Consider the following 13676-nt stretch of genomic DNA (forward strand, 5'->3'; position numbering starts at 1 on the left):
CGATGGCGTGGCGGGCCCGGCCGGTCGACGGATTCCCGGACGACCTGCTGCTCGCCGGCCTGGCCTCGGGGGACGCCGAGCTGTCGGTCGCGTTCGTGCGGCGCTTCCAGAGCCGGGTCTTCGGCGTCGCGATGGCCGTGGTCGGCGACCCGCGCCAGGCCGAGGACGTCGCGCAGCAGGCGTTCGAGCGCGCGTGGCGGCACGCCGCGGTGTTCGACCCCCGCCGCGGCTCGGTGACGACCTGGCTGACCGCGATCACGCACCACCTCGCCGTCGACGCCGTGCGGGCCCGCCGTGCCGCACCCGTCAACCCGCTGGACCTCGAGGAGGTGCTCGGCGCGGCCCCGGGCGGGCCCGAGGGGGCGACGCTCGCGGCCGAGTCCGCCGCCGAGCTGCGGGCCGCGATCCGCGCCCTGCCCGCCGAGCAGGGCCGCGCCCTGGTGCTCGCCGCCTTCCGGGGTCTGACGGCCCGGGAGGTCGCCGAGAGCGAGGGCATCCCGGTCGGCACGGCGAAGACCCGGATCCGGTCGGCCATGCTCCGGCTGGCCGCCGTCCTCGAGTCGAAGCGGGGCCGATCGTGACCGGCCCGGAGTGCACCCGTTGCCGCGAGCTCGCGCCGGAGCTCGCGCTCGGCCTGCTCGACGGGCAGGAGCGCGCCGAGGCGCTCGCCCACCTGGAGGGCTGCCCGGCCTGCCGGGCCGAGGTGGCCGGGCTCGCGGGCCTGCACGACCGGCTGCGCGCGCTCGTCCCGCCCGTCGAGCCGCCGGCCGGGTTCGAGGAGCGGGTGCTGCGCCGGATCGGCCCCGTGCGGCCCCGGCGCCGGGTGCCGGGGTGGGGCCGCGCCGCCGCGGCGGCCGCCCTGGTCGGAGCCGCGTTCGCGGGCGGCTGGCTGGCCGGCACGACGACGACCGGACCCTCGGCTCCCGCGGTCGCCGCCCCGTTGCTGGCCGGCGACCGGCACGTCGGCGACGTGCTGGTGAGCCGCTCCCGGCCCGACGTGCTGTCGGTGTACCTGGAGGTGCCCGCACCGGGCCGACTGACCTGCGACCTCCTCCGGCAGGACGGCACGGTGGCCGCCTCCACCGTCTACGACGCCTCGGGCGGCACCGAGTGGTGGGGCGTGGAGCGCCCGGCCGACGCCGTCGCGAGCGTCCGGATCGCCGACGCGGCAGGCGGGGTGGTCGCGTCGGGGAAGGTGCCGCGGCCCTGAGGACCCGATCGGCCCCTACGCGGGCTCGACCGGTCCGGGTCGCGGCATCGCCGCCCGGGAGGCGATCACGCCGGCGAGCACGGAGTCGAGGTCCGGGTAGGTGCGGTAGGGAAGCCGGGCGAGGCGGTAGGCCGTCACCGTGTCGGCGCCCCGGGCGGCGGCCCCGGCGATGATCTCCCAGCGCTCCGCCGGGTAGCGGACGTCGCGCAGCACGTCGACGAGCCGTTCGTGCAGCGAGCGCGGGGCCCGTGCCAGTGGCAGGCGGGCCCCGCGGGCGTCGGACGGTTCGGGCATCCTGGCGGCCTCCCGTCGGGCCTGGGGCCGCAGGTGGTGTCGACGACCCGGTGCCGCAGCAAGGTACGGACGGTCCGGGCGCGCGGGCAAGGTCCTCGACCGGTCGGCGGCGGGTCCTCGGCCGGCCGCGCGCCCCGTCCCGCCGCGTGCTGCGGCGTTCGGCCCCGTGCTGCCCCGTGCTGCCCGCGTGCCGCCCCGTGCTGCCCCGGGTGGCGGCTCTCGGCCCCGTGCGGCCGCGTGCGGCTCCGGTAGCGTCGGCTGCGACCCCGCCCGCCGTCCCCGGAGCCCGCGCATGACCCCGGCCGCCCCCGCGATCGCCGCCATGATCGACCACGCGATCCTCAAGCCCGAGCTCACCCGTGACCAGGTCGACGCCGAGCTGGCGCTGGCGGCCCGGTACGGCGTGTTCAGCGTGTGCGTGCGGCCGTGCGACGTCGCCCACGCGGTCGACGCGCTGGCCGGCAGCGGCGTGGCGGTGGGCACCGTGCTCGGCTTCCCGCACGGCACCACCTCCACGGCGGGCAAGGTGGCCGAGGCGCGGCAGGCGCTCGCCGACGGCGCGGTCGAGCTGGACATGGTGCTCACCATCGGGCTGCTGCGCAGCGGCCTGCTCGCGGACGTCGAGGCGGACATCGCCGCCGTCGTCGCCGAGGCGGGGGACCGGGTCGTCAAGGTCATCCTGGAGACGGCGTTCCTGACCGGGGACGAGATCGTGGCGGGCTGCCGCGCCGCCGAGGCGGCCGGCGCGGCGTTCGTGAAGACGTCGACCGGCTTCGCCGGCGGCGGCGCGACGGCCGAGCACGTGGCGCTCATGCGGGCATCCGTGGGCCCGTCGGTGCAGGTCAAGGCCTCGTGTGGGGTGCGGGACCTGGACACCCTGCTCGCCCTGCACGCGCTGGGCGCCACCCGCTTCGGCACCAGCGGGAGCGCGGTGATCCTCGACGACGCCGCGGCGCGGGACGCGGTCCGCCCGGTCGTCGCGCGGACCGAGGGCGGGTCCTACTGACCCGAAGTTGAACGAACGTTTGACAAGATCATGGACGGCGGCCTAGCGTCGGTCCGCCCCGTCGCCGACGCCCGTGAGGTGTGTGCCCGTGTCCCGTGAGCTCGAGGGGCAGGTCGCCCTCGTCACCGGTGCGACGTCCGGTCTCGGCCGGCGCTTCGCCGAGGTCCTGGCCGGTGCCGGCGCCGCCGTCGCCGCGGCGGGCCGGCGGGCTGACCGGCTGGAGGAGCTGGCCAAGGAGGTCGAGGCCGCCGGCGGCCGGTGCGTTCCCGTGCCGCTCGACGTCTCGCGCGCCGAGGAGATCCCCGCCGCGGTCGACCGCGTGGAGGCCGAGCTCGGGCCGGTCACGATCCTGGTCAACAACGCCGGCGTGCCGGACGCCAAGCGCGCACACCGCATGCCGCTCGAGGTCGTCGACGCCGTGCTCGGCACCAACGTCCGCGGCCCGTGGCTGCTGGCCACCGAGGTGGGCCGCCGGCTGATCGCCGCCGAGCGGCCCGGACGCATCGTCAACATCTCCTCGATGAGCGCCTTCGACTACCGCAACGGCGGCGCCGCGGCGCTCTACTCGGTGAGCAAGGCGGCGCTGAACCGGATGACCGAGGTACTCGCCGTGGAATGGGCCCAGCACCGGATCAACGTCAACGCGATCGCCCCGGGCGCCTTCCTCACCGAGATGATGGAGGGGATGATCGAGCGCCTGCACACGGACGCCGAGGGCCTCGCGGAGCCGTTCCCGCGCAAGCGCCTCGGCATCCCGGAGCAGCTGGACAGCACGCTGCTCTACCTGTGCTCGCCGGCGTCGGAGCTGGTCACCGGCACGGTGATCAAGGTCGACGACGGCCAGCACCAGCGCTAGCGCCTCGCCGTCAGTCCGACACCGCGGTCCCGAGGTCGCCGGTGGCGGTGGTCGGGGCCGGCGTGAGCCCCAGGTGCTCGCGGAGCGTGGTGCCCTCGTACTCCCTGCGGAACACCCCGCGCTCCTGCAGCAGCGGGACCACGGTGTCGGCGAACTCGTCGAGCCCGCCGGGCGTGATGTGCGGGACGAGCACGAACCCGTCCGACGCGTCCGCCTGTACGAACTCGTCGAGCAGCTCGGCGACCCGGCCCGGCGTGCCGATGAAGTTCTGCCGGCCGGTCACCTCGATGATCACCTCGCGGGTGCTCAGGTGCTTGGCCTCGGCGAGCTCGCGCCACTCGTCGGCCGTCTTGACCGGGTCCCGGTACATCCGCACGCTGGCCCGGCCCCGGGAGATCGTGTTCTCGCCGACGACCGGGTCCACGGTGGGCAGCGGGCCGTCCGGGTCGTGGTCGGACAGGTCCCGGTTCCACAGCTGCTCGAGGAACTTGATCGCGGTCGCCGGGCTGACCTGCTGGTACCGGACGTGCCGGGCCCGCTCCTGCGCCTCGGCCTCGGTGTCGCCCAGCACGAACGTGGCCGCAGGCATGATCTTGAGGTCGTCCGGCGAGCGGCCGTACTTCGCCAGCCGGCCCTTGACGTCGGCGTAGAAGGCCTGGCCGGCCTCGAGCGTGCCGTGCCGGGTGAAGATCGCGTCCGCACCGGAGGCGGCGAACTCGCGGCCCTCCTCGGAGTCGCCGGCCTGCAGGATCACCGGGCGGCCCTGCGGGCTGCGCGGCACCGGGAAGCGCCCGTGGATGTCGAACTGGTCGGAGCGGATGGCGAACTCGCCGGCGGGGCGCCAGAACTCGCCGGTCTCCTTGTCCGCCACGATCTCGTCGCCGCGCCAGGAGTCGAACAGCTCCCAGGTGGCGGCGAGGAACTCCTTGGCGCGCAGGTACCGCTTCTCCTGCGGCAGGAAGCCGCCGCGGCGGAAGTTCTCGCCGGTGAACTCGTCCCAGGAGGTGACGACGTTCCAGGCGGCGCGGCCCGCCGAGAGGTGGTCCAGCGAGGCGAACTGGCGGGCGACCTCGTACGGCTCGTTGAAGGTCGAGTTGATCGTCCCGGCCAGGCCGAGCCGGTCGGTGACGGCGGCCAGCGCGGCCAGGACCGTGAACGTGTCCGGCCGCCCGACGACGTCGAGGTCGTAGATCTGCCCGCCCTGCTCGCGCAGCCGCAGGCCCTCGGCGAGGAACAGGAAGTCGAACCGGGCCCGCTCGGCGGTCCGGGCGAAGTGGACGAACGAGTCGAACTCGATGTGGCTGCCGGCCTCCGGGTCGCTCCACACCGTGGTGTTGTTGACGCCGGGGAAGTGCGCGGCGAGGTGGATCTGCTTGCGCGGCATGCGAAGTCCTCCCGGGCGGTCAGGCGGCGTAGCGGTCGGCGGGGCGGTGGAGGCCGAACAGCCCGCGCAGGGTGTCGGCCTCGTAGGCGGTGCGGAAGGCGCCGCGGCGCTGCAGCTCGGGGACGAGCCCGCGGGTGATCCGTGCGAGGTCGTGGTCGACCGAGCCCGGGCGCAGCCGGGCTCCGGCCAACCCGGCCTCCTGCCACTCCAGCAGCAGGTCGGCCAGCTCGGCGGGCGTGCCGGCGAGGATCCGGGCGTCGCTGATCAGCTCGCGGCCGAGCCGGGAGTCCATGCGGCCCTTGCGGTCCCGCGCGGCCTCGGCGGACTCGTCGAGGAACACCACGACGTCGCCGAGCACGTGCAGCGGCTCCTCCGCCCGCCCGGCGGCCTCCTGCTCACGACGGATCTCGGCGAGGATCGGGGCCACGTCGGCGGTCTCCTGCGGGGTGACGAACCCGAGGTCGCAGGAGCGGGCGACGAGCCGGTAGGCGTAGTCGCGGTGCGCCAGCGCCGCCACCAGCGGCTGGCCCTGCGGCGGGCGCGGGGTGATCGACGGGCCCCGCACCGAGAAGAACCGGCCCTCGAAGTCGATGTAGTGCAGCTTCTCCCGGTCGACGAACCGGCCGGTCGCGGCGTCCCGGATCTCGGCGTCGTCCTCCCAGCTGTCCCACAGCCGCCGGACGACCTCGACCCAGTCCGCGGCCTCGTCGAACAGGTCCGGCGCGTCCTCGCGGGAGATCTCGCGGCGCCCGACGAGCGCGGCCTCGTCCGGGCGCGTTGACACCCGGACCCGCACCCCGGCGCGGCCGGTGCTCACGAAGTCCAGCGTCGCGATGCCCTTGGAGAAGTGGAAGGGCTCGGTGTGCGTGGTGACCGCGGTCGGGACGATCCCGACGTGCGAGGTCAACGGCGCGACCCGGGCCGCGACGAGCAGCGCGTCGAGCCGGCCGCGGACCTGGTCGGTGCGCTCGTCCGGTTCGAAGGGGCGTGAGGACTGGATCGCGAACCCGTCCTCGATCGTGACCAGGTCGAGGAGGCCGCGCTCGGCCTCGACGACCTGGTCGGCCCAGTAGCCTGCGTCGAACAGCGCGGTGGGGCGGGCCTCGGGCTCGCGCCACGAGGCGGGGTGCCAGCCGGTGCCCTCGAGGGCGACGGCGAGGTGCAGCGGGGTCATCCGACAGCTCTCCCTGAGGTGGGTCGGGGACGGGGGTGCGTGCGTCAGCGCGCGCGACAGCCGGTGGTCGTGACGAGGCAGCGGTCGATCCACCGCCGCTGCGTCAACATGAGCGTCCGTACCCCGGGGACCACGACACCGACACTAACCGTGGGCGCGGCCCGGGACGACGTCGTAGGGTCCGAAGCGTGGCAGGGACGACACGGACCACACCGGACGCGGACGGCTACGCCCTCGCGTACGAGCGCGCCGGCAGCGGGCATCCGGTGCTGCTGCTCCACGGCTGGCCGGGGGACCGCGGCGACTGGGCGGCGGTCGCGCAGCTGCTCGCCGGGGCGGGAACGGCCGACGTGACCTGGCCGGACCTGCGCGGGTTCGGCGAGTCGGACAAGCACGTCGGCGGCGACGTCGCGGCGGCGGGCCAGGCCCGCAGCGCGCTCGCGCTGCTCGACGAACTCGGGATCGAGCGGGCCGTCGTCGCGGGCTACGACGTCGGCAGCCGGGTCGCACAGACCCTGGCCGCCGAGCACCCCGACCGGGTCGCGGCGCTGGTCCTCGCGCCGCCGCTGCCCGGTGCGGGCCGGCGCGTACTGGAACCCGAGGCCGCCGCCGAGTTCTGGTACCAGCACTTCCACCGGCTCGGGCTGCCCGAGCAGGTGATCGACGGCCGGCCCGACGCCGTGCGCGCCTACCTGCGGCACTTCTGGGACCACTGGTCCGGCCCGGACTTCACCGTGGAGGAGGAGCGGCTCGACCGGCTGACCGAGCGGTACTCGCCGCCGGGCGCCTTCACGGCGTCGATCGGCTGGTACCGCAGCGGCGCCGGGATGATCGCGCGCTCGCTCGCCGAGGAACCGCCCACGAGCCGGATCACCGTCCCGACCACGGTGCTCTGGCCCGAGCACGATCCGCTGTTCCCGCGCGCCTGGTCCGACCGGCTCGACGACTGGTTCGAGAAGGTGGACCTGCGCCCGCTCGACGGCGTCGGCCACTTCTCGCCGGTGGAGGCGCCGGAGCGGTGGGCCGCCGTGCTGACCGAGGTGATCGGCGGGCTGGTGGACGGGGGCCGCGGGTGAGCCTCCCGCTGTCGATCCTGGACCTCTCGCCCGTCCCCGCGGGCGGGACGGCCGGCGACGCCCTGCGCAACTCGATCGACCTCGCGCAGGCCGCGGAGCGGGCGGGCTACCACCGCTACTGGGTGGCCGAGCACCACCTCGCGACGGGTGTCGCGTCGGCGTCGACACCGGTGCTCGTCGCGCTGATCGCGGCGGCCACCGGGCGGATCAGGGTGGGCTCCGGGGCCGTGCAGCTCCCGAACACCCGGCCGGTGCAGGTGGCCGAGCAGTTCGGAACGGTGGCCGCGGTCCATCCCGGACGGATCGACGTCGGACTCGGACGGTTCGACCTGCACCGCATCCTGCGGCTGATCCGGCGCGGGCCCACAGGCCGGAAGGGCGGGCGGGCACCGGAGACCCGGACGGTCGACGGGCTGCTGCTGCCGAAGCCGGGGACGGTGCCGTCCGACCTGGCCCTGTACGGCTGCCTCGCCGAGCTGCTGGGCTTCGACCCCGACCAGGAACCACCGGACTACGACCGCCAGGTCGGCGAGATCCTCGCCTACTTCGCCGGCACCGCCCGCGGCCCGCACGGCGAGCCGCTGCACGTCCTCCCGGCCGAGGGCGCCGACGTCGAGGTGGTCGTGCTCGGTTCCACGCCGGGGGAGAGCGCGCGGGTCGCCGGGGAGCACGGGCTGCCCTTCGCCGTGAGCTACCACCTCGTGCCGCACCTGGTGCTCGACGCCGTCGCCGCCTACCGCGAGGCGTTCAGGCCCGGCCGGGTCGCCGAGCCGCACGTGATCGTGTCGGCGGACGTCGTGGTCGCGGAGACCGACGCGCGCGCCCGGGAGCTCGCCGCGCCCTACGGGCAGTGGGTGCTCGACATCCGCTCCGGGGGTGGTGCGCGGCCGTACGTGACACCGGCCGAGGCGCTGGCCCGCGAGTGGACGCCGGACGAGCGGGCCGGGGTGGCCGATCGGGTCGACACCCAGTTCGTCGGCGCCCCGGACACCGTGTGCGGGAAGCTCGCCACGCTCGCCCGGGTGACCGGCGCGGACGAGCTGCTGGTCACCACGATCACCACCGACCACACCGACCGGGTCCGCAGCCACGAGCTGCTCGCGCAGGCGTGGGGGGCGGCGCGGACCGGGGGGTGACCAGGGCGGGAGGCGGCAGCTCGGGCCGGGATTCCGCGCTCCTCGTGACGAGCCTGCCGACCGTCGCCCCGCGCCGGACCCGGCCACGGTTCACGGCCGGTCGAGCCCGGGCCCGCGGAGCACGATCTCCAGGCCGGCCCGGAACTCCTGCTCCGCGCTGACACCCTGTGCCTCTCGCGCGATCTCGGACAGCACCGGAAGGTCCGACAGCTCCGCCAGCCTGGCGGTGCCCGTACCGGAGAGTGGGCTGAAGTGCTGCACCTGGAGCGCGCCGAGCACGTGGCTGAGGTACGCCCGGAAGGCGCCTGATCTCCCTGGCTGCAGGGGGCGTCTAGCGTCCCCGCTGCCGCAGCAGGAACCGCTGGATCTTGCCGCTGGGCGTCTTGGGCAGCGCGTCGACGAGGTGGACGCGGCGGGGGTAGGCGTGCGCGGCGTAGCGGGTCCGGACCAGCTGCGCCAGCTCGTCCGGCAGGTCCGGGCCCGCCTCGACGCCCTCGCGCAGCACCACGAACGCCTCGACCACCTCGCCGCGCAGCTCGTCCGGCATGCCGACGACGGCGACCTCCGCCACCGCGGGGTGCGTCGACAGCACGGACTCGACGTCGAACGGCCCGATCCGGTAGCCGGCCATGATGATCACGTCGTCGTCGCGGGCGGAGAAGTAGAGGTAGCCGTCCGCGTCGGCGCGGCCCGCGTCGCCGGTGAGGTACCAGCGGCCGTCCTCGCTGAACCGGTCGCCGCGGACCCCGCCCGCGTAGCCGTCGAACCACAGCAGCGGGCTGGCCGGCACGTCGAGCGCGACCCGGCCGGGAGTGTCCGGCGCGACCTCCTCCTCGGCGTCGTCGGCGAGGACGGCGACCCGGAAGCCGGGCAGCGGGCGGCCCATCGAGCCGGGCCGGATCTCGGCCCGCAGGCCCGGGTGCCAGGCGTTGGCGACGACCATGCCGAGCTCGGTCTGCCCGTAGTGGTCCCGCACCTCCACGCCGAGGACCTCGCGGCCCCACGTCACCAGGTCGGGGTTCAGCGGCTCGCCCGCGCTCGAGCAGGTGCGCAGCCGCAGCCCTTCGGGCGGGGCGATGCCGGAGGCCCGCAGCCCCCGGTACACCGTCGGGGCGGCCGCGAAGGCCGTGACGCCGAACCGGCCGAGCACCTCCCAGGTGGCCTGTGCGGAGAAGCCGGCGTCGAGCAACAGCGTGCGCCGGCCGGTGGCCAGTGGGGCGAGCAGGGCGTAGTAGAGCCCGTAGGCCCAGCCGGGGTCGGCGGCGTTCCAGAAGACGTCGTCGGCGGTGACGTCGAGCGCCAACTCCTGGTAGGCGACCATCGACGCCAGGGCCTTCGCCGGCACGATCACGCCCTTGGGCCTGCCGGTGGTGCCGGAGGTGTAGAGCTGCACCATCGCCCCGTCCGGGCCGCCGACCGCCGCCGGGGCGCCGGTGGGGGAGGCGCCGGCCAGCCGCTCCCACTCCGCCGACCCGACCGTGACGACGGTCCACGGCGCGTCGGCCGGGATGTCCTCGCCGGGATCGAGCTTCGGCCGCTGGTTCCCGTCCGTGATCACCACGCTCGTGCCGGAGGCGGTGAGCCGCAACGCGATCGCCTGCGGGGCGAACGCGGTGAACAGCGGCACGTACACCGCGCCGAGGCGCACCACCGCCAGCACCGTGACGAGCAGGTCCGCGGTCTTGGGCAGCAGCGTCGCCACCCGTGAGCCCGGCCCGACCCCGAGCCCGGCGAGCCCGGCGGCGAGCCGCTCGGACCGTTCGCGCAGTTCGCCGTACGTGAGGTCGACGGCCGACAGGTCCCCGGCCACCAGCGTGGCCGCCACGTCCCCGGCCGGGTGCCGGTCGCACAGTTCCTCCGCCAGGCAGAGGTCCGGCCGGGAGTAGTGCTCCCGCAGCTCGGCGGCCCGCGTCGTCGCGTCGGTCATGGACGCGATCGTGGCACAGCCCGGCCGGGGATCCTCAGACCGTGACGCCCTCCTTCTCCAGCGCGTCGAGCTCCGCCGCGGACAGGCCGAGGATCTCGGTGAGGACCTCGCGGGTGTGCTGGCCGAGGGCCGGTGCGGCGCCCTGCGGGCCCATCGCGCTGCGCGAGGCGACCCAGCCGACGGACGGCAGCCGGCGGGGGCCGATCACCGCATGCACGGTCTCGGGGAAGAAGCCGCGCGCGGCGAGGACGGGGGAGCGGTAGACCTCGTCCACCCGGGCCACGGCCTCCGCGCCGACGCCCTTGGCCTGCAACGCCCCCGCCGCCTCCGCGGCGGTGCGCTGCGAGGTCCACGCGGTCACGAGCGCCTCGAGCTCGTCCTCGTGCACCCGCCTGGCCGCCAGGGTGGCGAACCGCGGGTCGTCGGCCAGCTCGGGCGCGCCGAGGACCACGGCCAGGGCGGCGAACCGGTCGTCGTCCTCGCAGGCGATCGCCACCCACTCGTCGTCGCCGGCGCAGCGGAAGGTCCCGTGCGGGCAGGCCAACTCGTCGCGGTTGCCGATCACGGGCACCTCGCCGCCGGTGGCGCCGGCGAACAGCACGGGCCACGGGAACGCGGCGAGGCAGGCCTCGAACATCGCCGTCTCGACCCGCACGCCCTCGCCGGAGGCGCGGGCCTGGTAGAGCGCAGCCACGGTCGCGATCGCCGTGGTGATCCCCGCCATCGGGTCCGGGAGGGACATGACGAGGTCGGTCGGTCCACCCCGGACGTCCCCGTTGGACGACGCGATGCCGCTGAGCGCGTCGATCAGCGAGCCGTAGGCCGTGCGGTCCCGGTAGGGGCCGGACTCGCCGAAGCCGGTCATCGACACGGCGACGATCCGCGGGTTGATCTCCTTGAGCGTCTCGTACGGCAGGCCCATCCGGGCGAGCGCGCCGGCGCTCATGTTGTCGATCACGACGTCCGCGGTCGCGATCAGCCCGCGCAGCAGCTCCATCCCGCGCGCGGTCTTCAGGTTCAGCGCCACCCCGCGCTTGCCCTGGTTGTACTGGTTGAAGTAGCCGGAGCGGTCCACCCCGACGATGCCGTCGGCGTACGGCCCGAGCCCGCGCGTGGTCTCCAGCCGGGTCCCGGTCTCGACCCGGACGACGTCCGCGCCCAGGTGGGCGAGCTGCATCGCGGCGAACGGGCCGGCCCACACCCACGTCAGGTCGATCACCCGCACGCCCTCGAGCGGGCGCTCGGCGGGCGTGCCGGAGCCGGCCGGGTGCGCGGTGGGACCGGACCAGAGCCCGGCGGCGTCGGCCTCGCCCCGGGCCGGCGCGGGGTCGCGCGGCGGGGGGGCGGTGCCGTTCACACGCCACGGCCGTCCGGGCACCGGCAGCGACTCGCCGGGAGCGCCGCCGAGCGCGGCCGGGGGCAACGACCCGCGCGCGGCGAGGTGGTCCCACTCCAGGATGTCGCGCGCGCCGTGGATCGGGGCCGCCGCGATGCGGTGGGTGTGGGCGAGCTCGAGGAACTCGGCGAGGGTGAACTCCGCCAGGTGCTCGCCCACGAACACGTCGAGGACGTCCGCGTTCTCGTCCCGCCCCGCCGTCGTCTCGAAGATCTCCAGGGAGCCCCAGTCCGGGTCGCCGAGCATCGTCACCAGGCGGCGGAACTCCTCGTCGCGGGTGATCTGCATGAGCACGGTGCCGTCGCGGCAGGGGTAGAAGCCCCACGGCCCCACGCTCCGGTTGCCCTGCCGCACCGGCAGCTCGCCGGTGTAGTGGTAGCGCGACATCGCGGTGGCCAGGACGCTCGCGACCGAGGCCTGCAGCGAGACGTCGAGCCGCTGGCCGAGCCCGCTGCGGCGGCGCTCGACCAGGGCCCCGAGCAGGGAGAGCACCGCGCCGCACGCCGCGTGCACGCTCGCCAGCTCGCCGCGGTAGCGCAGGGGGAGCGGGTCGGGCCCGCGCAGCGTGGTCGAGTTGATCGACAGCAGGCCGCCCGCGGCCAGGGCGAGCAGGTCGGTGGTGGGGTGCGGGCCGTCGCGGTGGGTGCGGCCGAAGGTGGAGACGTCGACGACGACGAGCGCGGGCCGGGCGGCCTCGATCTCGGCGACGAGGTCGTCGCCGATCCAGTCCGCACCGTCCCGGGTGGACCGGATCAGCACGTCGGCGCGGGCCGCGAGCGCGCGTACCGCGGCGTCGTCGGCGGTCACGGACCGCTTGCCCGCGTGGAAGTACGCGAAGGAGGCGCTGCGCTCGGCGTCGGGCACCGACTTCGCGAAGGGGCCGAGGGTGCGGAACGGGTGGCCCTGCGGCGGCTCCAGCAGCACGACCTCCGCCCCGAGATCGGCCAGGAGCCGGCCCGCGTAGGCCGCGGCCAGCGTGTCCCCGGCCTCGAGGACGCGCAGGCCCGCGAGCGGGTGGTCGAACGACTGCGAACGTGACGTCATCGTCATTTCCTTCCGACGGTGACGCACGCTACAGGGCGAGCGGGATCAGCGGGAGGGGGGTCGGGGGCGGTGGGCGGGAGGAGCAGGGGCGGGAGGAGCAGGTCGGCGAGCGGAGTCGGAAGGAGCAGGAGCGAAGTCGGGAGGAGCAGGTCCGGGAGCGGGAGCGGGACGGAGCAGGAGCGAAGTCGGGAGGAGCAGGTCCGGGAGCGGGAGTGGGAGTGGGAAGGAGCGGGGGAGTGGGGCGGAGCAGCAGGTCGGGGGCTGCGGTCCGGAACACCGAGCCCACCGCGAGTCGGGAGTTCCCGCACCGCGAGTCGGGCTGTGGGCTTCGGCGAGTCGGGCTGTGGGCTTCGGCGAGTCGGGCTGTGGGCTTCGGCGAGTCGGGCTGTGGGTCCCCCGGGGCTTTGCGAGTCGTGCCGGTGCTGCATCGAGGGGCAGGCGGCGGACCGCGGAGGGAACGAAGGCCTTCCGGAGCCCGCAGGAGCACCCGGCACACCTGTCGTCGCCTCTCACATCCGCTCCGGTTCGCCGCCACAACTGGGAGGTCGGCGGCACACGTCGTCGACGGCCGGTGCGGCGCCCCAATGGGTGTGCGAGGCGGGGCGTCGAGTCGCTCGCCGGGGCCCGCCGGGCTGGCCCCTCGACAACCTGGCGCGCAGGTGCTCATACACCCGGTTCGTCGCGGCGCAGGCCGTCGACAGGGTGTGTCACGCACCTGGCGGGTGTGAGGCCCGGCCAGAACGGTTGTGCCGCACCGCGCCGGGTGCAGCGGGACGAGCGCCACCCCGGTGGGTCCTCGTCACCCTGCCGGTCCTCGTCACCCTGCCGGTCCTCGTCACCCTGCCGGTCCGCGTCACCCTGCCGGTCCGCGTCACCCTGCCGGTCCGCGTCACCCTGCCGGTCCGCGTCACCCTGCCGGTCCGCGTCACCCTGCCGGTCCTTGGCATTGCGCCGGTCCTTGGCACTGCGGCGGTCCTTGGGACTGCGGCGGTCCTTGGCACTGCGCCGGTCCTCGCCACCCCGCTGCGTCCTCGGCACTGCGTCGGGCCTTGGCACTGCGCCGGGCCTTGGCACTGCGTCGGGCCTTGGCACTGCGTCGGGCCTTGGCACTGCGTCGGGCCTTGGCACTGCGTCGGGCCTTGGCACTGCGTCGGGCCTTGGCACTGCGTCGGG

General features: G+C 75.4%; 12 protein-coding genes. 6 read left to right on the top strand and 6 right to left on the bottom strand.

Going from position 1 to position 13676, the window contains the following annotated elements; translation table 11 throughout:
• Positions 1-2: 2 nt before the first annotated feature.
• Complete coding sequence (locus ABD990_RS21135; RefSeq protein WP_345382377.1) at positions 3-581, top strand: RNA polymerase sigma factor; 579 nt, start codon at positions 3-5, stop codon at positions 579-581.
• The gene (locus ABD990_RS21140) at positions 578-1210 is read left to right on the top strand and encodes a zf-HC2 domain-containing protein (protein ID WP_345382378.1); all 633 of its coding nucleotides are present in this window, start codon (positions 578-580) and stop codon (positions 1208-1210) included. The genes ABD990_RS21135 and ABD990_RS21140 overlap by 4 nt, the downstream gene beginning before the upstream one ends.
• Positions 1211-1225: 15 nt before the next feature.
• Here the strand turns inward: ABD990_RS21140 and ABD990_RS21145 are convergent, their stop codons facing one another.
• Positions 1226-1504 (bottom strand): DUF2795 domain-containing protein, encoded by a 279-nt coding sequence (locus tag ABD990_RS21145; RefSeq protein ID WP_345382379.1) that lies wholly within the window; start codon positions 1502-1504, stop codon positions 1226-1228.
• Between the two features lie 292 nt (positions 1505-1796).
• Between ABD990_RS21145 and deoC the strand changes: the two genes are divergently transcribed.
• Positions 1797-2510 carry a deoxyribose-phosphate aldolase gene (gene deoC, locus ABD990_RS21150; protein WP_345382380.1) on the top strand — a complete coding sequence of 238 codons (714 nt, stop codon included), beginning with the start codon at positions 1797-1799 and terminating at the stop codon, positions 2508-2510.
• Positions 2511-2598: 88 nt separating this feature from the next.
• Positions 2599-3366 carry an SDR family NAD(P)-dependent oxidoreductase gene (locus tag ABD990_RS21155; RefSeq protein WP_345382381.1) on the top strand — a complete coding sequence of 256 codons (768 nt, stop codon included), beginning with the start codon at positions 2599-2601 and terminating at the stop codon, positions 3364-3366.
• Between the two features lie 10 nt (positions 3367-3376).
• On the opposite strand, the gene ABD990_RS21160 is transcribed toward ABD990_RS21155, so the two are convergent.
• Positions 3377-4750 (bottom strand): NtaA/DmoA family FMN-dependent monooxygenase, encoded by a 1374-nt coding sequence (locus ABD990_RS21160; RefSeq protein WP_345382382.1) that lies wholly within the window; start codon positions 4748-4750, stop codon positions 3377-3379.
• A 19-nt stretch (positions 4751-4769) separates the two neighbouring features.
• Positions 4770-5924 (bottom strand): LLM class flavin-dependent oxidoreductase, encoded by a 1155-nt coding sequence (locus ABD990_RS21165; protein ID WP_345382383.1) that lies wholly within the window; start codon positions 5922-5924, stop codon positions 4770-4772.
• 188 nt (positions 5925-6112) lie between these two features.
• Here ABD990_RS21165 and ABD990_RS21170 point away from each other — a divergent pair, with 188 nt between their 5' ends.
• Positions 6113-7000, top strand: coding sequence for an alpha/beta fold hydrolase (locus ABD990_RS21170; protein WP_345382384.1), 888 nt, complete (start codon positions 6113-6115; stop codon positions 6998-7000).
• On the top strand, positions 6997-8136 hold the full coding sequence (locus ABD990_RS21175) for an LLM class flavin-dependent oxidoreductase (protein WP_345382385.1): 1140 nt from the start codon (positions 6997-6999) through the stop codon (positions 8134-8136). Before ABD990_RS21170 ends, ABD990_RS21175 begins: the two co-directional genes overlap by 4 nt.
• 90 nt (positions 8137-8226) lie before the next feature.
• Here ABD990_RS21175 and ABD990_RS21180 read toward each other — a convergent pair whose 3' ends face one another.
• From ABD990_RS21180 to ABD990_RS21190, 3 genes are read right to left on the bottom strand one after another with little or no spacing between them, the layout of a single operon-like run.
• The gene (locus ABD990_RS21180; protein WP_345382386.1) at positions 8227-8415 is read right to left on the bottom strand and encodes a hypothetical protein; all 189 of its coding nucleotides are present in this window, start codon (positions 8413-8415) and stop codon (positions 8227-8229) included.
• Between the two features lie 52 nt (positions 8416-8467).
• A complete protein-coding gene (locus ABD990_RS21185; protein ID WP_345382388.1) occupies positions 8468-10063 on the bottom strand; it encodes an AMP-binding protein in 1596 nt (531 codons plus the stop codon).
• Between the two features lie 34 nt (positions 10064-10097).
• Complete coding sequence (locus tag ABD990_RS21190) at positions 10098-12503, bottom strand: CaiB/BaiF CoA-transferase family protein (protein WP_345382389.1); 2406 nt, start codon at positions 12501-12503, stop codon at positions 10098-10100.
• Positions 12504-13676: the final 1173 nt, after the last annotated feature.

This window comes from Pseudonocardia yuanmonensis (genome assembly GCF_039542425.1).
GTDB classification, from domain to species: domain Bacteria; phylum Actinomycetota; class Actinomycetes; order Mycobacteriales; family Pseudonocardiaceae; genus Pseudonocardia; species Pseudonocardia yuanmonensis.

Excerpts from the sequence above, each read along its gene's own strand:
- ABD990_RS21135 (WP_345382377.1), top strand. The coding sequence starts at position 3 with ATGGCGTGGCGGGCCCGGCCGGTCGACGGATTCCCGGACGACCTGCTG.
- ABD990_RS21145 (WP_345382379.1), bottom strand. The coding sequence starts at position 1,504 with ATGCCCGAACCGTCCGACGCCCGCGGGGCCCGCCTGCCACTGGCACGG.
- deoC (WP_345382380.1), top strand. The coding sequence starts at position 1,797 with ATGACCCCGGCCGCCCCCGCGATCGCCGCCATGATCGACCACGCGATC.
- ABD990_RS21160 (WP_345382382.1), bottom strand. The coding sequence starts at position 4,750 with ATGCCGCGCAAGCAGATCCACCTCGCCGCGCACTTCCCCGGCGTCAAC.
- ABD990_RS21165 (WP_345382383.1), bottom strand. The coding sequence starts at position 5,924 with ATGACCCCGCTGCACCTCGCCGTCGCCCTCGAGGGCACCGGCTGGCAC.
- ABD990_RS21185 (WP_345382388.1), bottom strand. The coding sequence starts at position 10,063 with ATGACCGACGCGACGACGCGGGCCGCCGAGCTGCGGGAGCACTACTCC.
- ABD990_RS21190 (WP_345382389.1), bottom strand. The coding sequence starts at position 12,503 with ATGACGTCACGTTCGCAGTCGTTCGACCACCCGCTCGCGGGCCTGCGC.